Source organism: Azospirillum sp. B4, from assembly GCF_000333275.1.
Lineage (GTDB): Bacteria > Pseudomonadota > Alphaproteobacteria > Azospirillales > Azospirillaceae > Nitrospirillum.
Map to the genome: position 1 here is coordinate 1 of NZ_BACU01000061.1, position 3,075 is coordinate 3,075.

Below are 3,075 nucleotides of genomic sequence, written 5' to 3' on the forward strand. Positions count from 1 at the left end.
AACAACCATCTGACGGTTATGTCAGGGCGATGTTGGCCAGGCGGCTGATATGCGCCAGGCTGTCACCGGCCGCCAGCGCCGTGGACCATCCGGGACCGAACTGGGGCTTCGGGATGGGCGCCCCACCTGAAACGATCTATGATCCCGGTACCGCCGTTTTTGCGTGATCGTCCGGAAATCGTCTCATGGATCCCTTGTCCGATGTCCTGTCCCTGCTGAAGCCCCGCAGCTATGCCGCCGGCGGCTTCGATTGCGGACCGGACATCTCCATCCAGTTCCACCGCCATGACGGCATCAAGTGCTACGCCGTCGTCTCCGGCGCCTGCTGGCTGGAGGTCGAGGGGGCGGCGGCGGCGGTGCGGCTGACCGCCGGGGACTGCTTCCTGCTGCCCCGGGGATGGCCCTTCCGCCTGGCCTCCGACCTGTCCTTGCCGTCCATCGATTCCCGCACGCTGTTTCCGGCGGTGCGCCGGGGCGGCTTCCTGGTCATCAACGGCGGCGGCGGTTGCTTCATCGTCGGCGGCCATTTCGCCGTGGATGGCCGGCACGCCGGCATCCTGCTGGCTGGCCTGCCGCCCATCATCCACATCCGGGATGAGGCCGATCGGGCGGCGCTGCGCTGGTCCATGGACCGCATGCGCCAGGAACTGCGCGATCCCCAGCCGGGCGCCTTCCTGATGACCCAGCACCTGGCGCAGATGATGCTGGTACAGGCCCTGCGCGCACATCTGGCACAGGGGGCGAAGGCCAGCGGCGGCGGCGACGTCGGTTGGCTGTTCGCCCTGGCGGATCCGCGGATGGGGGCGGCCATCGCCGCCCTGCATGCCGACCCGGCCCGGCGCTGGACCCTGCAGGCGCTGGCGGCGCACGTGGGCATGTCCCGCTCCAGCTTCGCCCTGCGCTTCAAGGGGATGGTGGGTACCGCCCCCATGGAATACCTGGCGCGCTGGCGCATGCTGCTGGCCGGGGATCGGCTGGCCCATGGGGGGGAGCCCGTCTCCACCATCGCCCTGTCGCTGGGCTATGAGTCGGAAAGCGCCTTCAGCACGGCGTTCAAGCGGGTCATGGGCTGTTCGCCCCGGCAGTACGGGCGCGGGGCCGGTCAGGCCGTGCACGCGCCGGAATGGGAGTCGCGGCCGGCACCGGCGCTGGTGGCGGAATAATTCCAGTGAATTGGAAGCCGAGGGGACGGAAAAGCAAAAGGCGCCTGGAAAGGGCGCCTTGGTCCGCCTGGTGAGACTGGAGCGGGCGAAGGGATTCGAACCCTCGACCCCAACCTTGGCAAGGTTGTGCTCTACCCCTGAGCTACGCCCGCGTGCCACAGTCTCAAAACGCTTTCGGGGTCTCCCCCGTAAAAGCGAAAGGCCGAACCCGCCGGCCCGGCCTTTTCTTCGCGTCGCCTTCCCTGAGGAAGACTGGAGCGGGCGAAGGGATTCGAACCCTCGACCCCAACCTTGGCAAGGTTGTGCTCTACCCCTGAGCTACGCCCGCGCTCCGTTCCGTCGGCCGGCCTTGACCTTGCGATCAGTGCCCCCCGGCAGTGAGCGCGGATAATATGCAGGTGCCGATCGAATGCAAGCGCTTTTTTCAGGGAAAAATCGGGCGGCTTTTTTCCCCGCGCCGGGGCGGCTATAAGGGACCGGTCACCGTCCCGTCCGGTGCCGCAGGGAGCCCATACCCCTTGCGGCGGTGGCGTGGCGGGCTCATTTCAAGGACCTATGCGCGGGGCCCAGGCTCGTGCCCACTGTCGGGGCGGCGGCCGCGCGGCTGATGAAGGGATGAAGTGCCATGCAGTTTCCGACCAGTGCCGCCCCCGGCGGCAACGCCCCGGTGGACAAGTCCAGCCTGATCAAGGACGGCAGCGACCGGACCTTCATGGCCGATGTCATCGAGGCCTCGCGCGAGGTGCCGGTGATCGTGGACTTCTGGGCGCCGTGGTGCGGTCCCTGCAAGACCCTGGGTCCCATCATCGAGAAGGCCGTGCTGGCCGCCAAGGGTGCGGTGAAGCTGGTCAAGATCGACACCGACCAGAACCCGGCCATCGCCGGCCAGCTGCGCATCCAGTCCATCCCCGCCGTCTACGCCTTCTTCCAGGGCCGCCCGGTGGATGGCTTCACCGGCGCCCTGCCGGAAAGCCAGATCAAGCAGTTCATTGACCGGCTGGTGCAGGCGGCGGGCGGCGTGCCCGGCGCCGCCGACATCGCCGCCGTGCTGGAAGAGGCCGGCCAGCTGCTGGAGGCGGGCGATCCCCAGACCGCCGCCGCCCTCTATAACGAGGTGCTGGGCGAGGAGCCGGAGAACGCCGTGGCCTATGCCGGCCTGATCCGCTGCCTGCTGGCCGCCGACCAGACGGACACGGCGCAGGAGATGCTGGACCAGGCGCCGGCGGCGCTGGCCAAGGCGCCGGAGATCGTGGCCCTGCGCACCCAGATGGACCTGGCCCGCCAGGCGGCGGACATGGGCCCGGTGGGTGACCTGGAGCGCGCGGTGGCGGCCGATGCCAACAACCACCAGGCCCGCTACGATCTGGCGCTGGCGCTCTATGCCGGCGGCCAGCAGGAGGCGGCGGTGGACCATCTGCTGGACATCGTGAAGCGTGATCGTGAATGGAACGAGCAGGCGGCCCGCAAGCAGCTGGTGAAGTTCTTCGAGGCCCTGGGCTTCAAGCATCCGCTGGCCATCGGCGGCCGGCGCAAGCTGTCGTCCATCCTGTTCGCCTGACGCGACCGGCGTGATGAGCCCCTTCGCCCCCACCTTCGACCGGCTGCCGACCAGCATCCCCGTCTTTCCCCTGACGGGGGCGCTGGTCCTGCCCCGGGCCCGCCTGCCGCTCAACATCTTCGAGCCGCGGTACCTGGCCATGGTGCAGGACAGCCTGGGCGCCGACCGGCTGATCGGCATGATCCAGCCCATGGAGCCGGGGGCGGAGGCGGAAGCCGGCGCGGAACCGCCGCTGGCCGGCGTCGGCTGCTGCGGCCGGCTGACGGCCTTCGCGGAGACGGACGATGGCCGCTATCTCATCACCCTGACCGGCCTGTGCCGCTTCCGCATCCGGCAAGAGGTGTCGACCATGCG

General features: G+C 69.1%; 3 protein-coding genes and 2 tRNA genes. 3 read left to right on the plus strand and 2 right to left on the minus strand.

Going from position 1 to position 3,075, the window contains the following annotated elements:
- The first annotated feature begins 185 nt into the window (after positions 1-185).
- Entirely contained in the window at positions 186-1,163 is a 978-nt protein-coding gene (locus I55_RS02345; protein WP_044558870.1) for an AraC family transcriptional regulator, read from the plus strand.
- 77 nt (positions 1,164-1,240) lie between these two features.
- On the opposite strand, the gene I55_RS02350 is transcribed toward I55_RS02345, so the two are convergent.
- Together I55_RS02350 and I55_RS02355 are read right to left on the minus strand one after the other, a co-directional pair.
- A tRNA-Gly gene (locus I55_RS02350) sits at positions 1,241-1,315 on the minus strand.
- Positions 1,316-1,416: 101 nt separating this feature from the next.
- A tRNA-Gly gene (locus tag I55_RS02355) sits at positions 1,417-1,491 on the minus strand.
- A gap of 297 nt (positions 1,492-1,788) precedes the next feature.
- On the opposite strand from I55_RS02355, the gene I55_RS02360 reads away from it, so the two are divergent.
- Both I55_RS02360 and I55_RS02365 read left to right on the plus strand, forming a co-directional pair.
- Entirely contained in the window at positions 1,789-2,721 is a 933-nt protein-coding gene (locus I55_RS02360) for a co-chaperone YbbN (protein ID WP_044558871.1), read from the plus strand.
- A 13-nt stretch (positions 2,722-2,734) separates the two neighbouring features.
- A partial coding sequence (locus I55_RS02365) for an LON peptidase substrate-binding domain-containing protein (protein ID WP_044558872.1) occupies positions 2,735-3,075 on the plus strand: 341 nt, incomplete at its 3' end.

Excerpts from the sequence above, each read along its gene's own strand:
- I55_RS02360 (WP_044558871.1), top strand. The coding sequence starts at position 1,789 with ATGCAGTTTCCGACCAGTGCCGCCCCCGGCGGCAACGCCCCGGTGGAC.
- I55_RS02345 (WP_044558870.1), top strand. The coding sequence starts at position 186 with ATGGATCCCTTGTCCGATGTCCTGTCCCTGCTGAAGCCCCGCAGCTAT.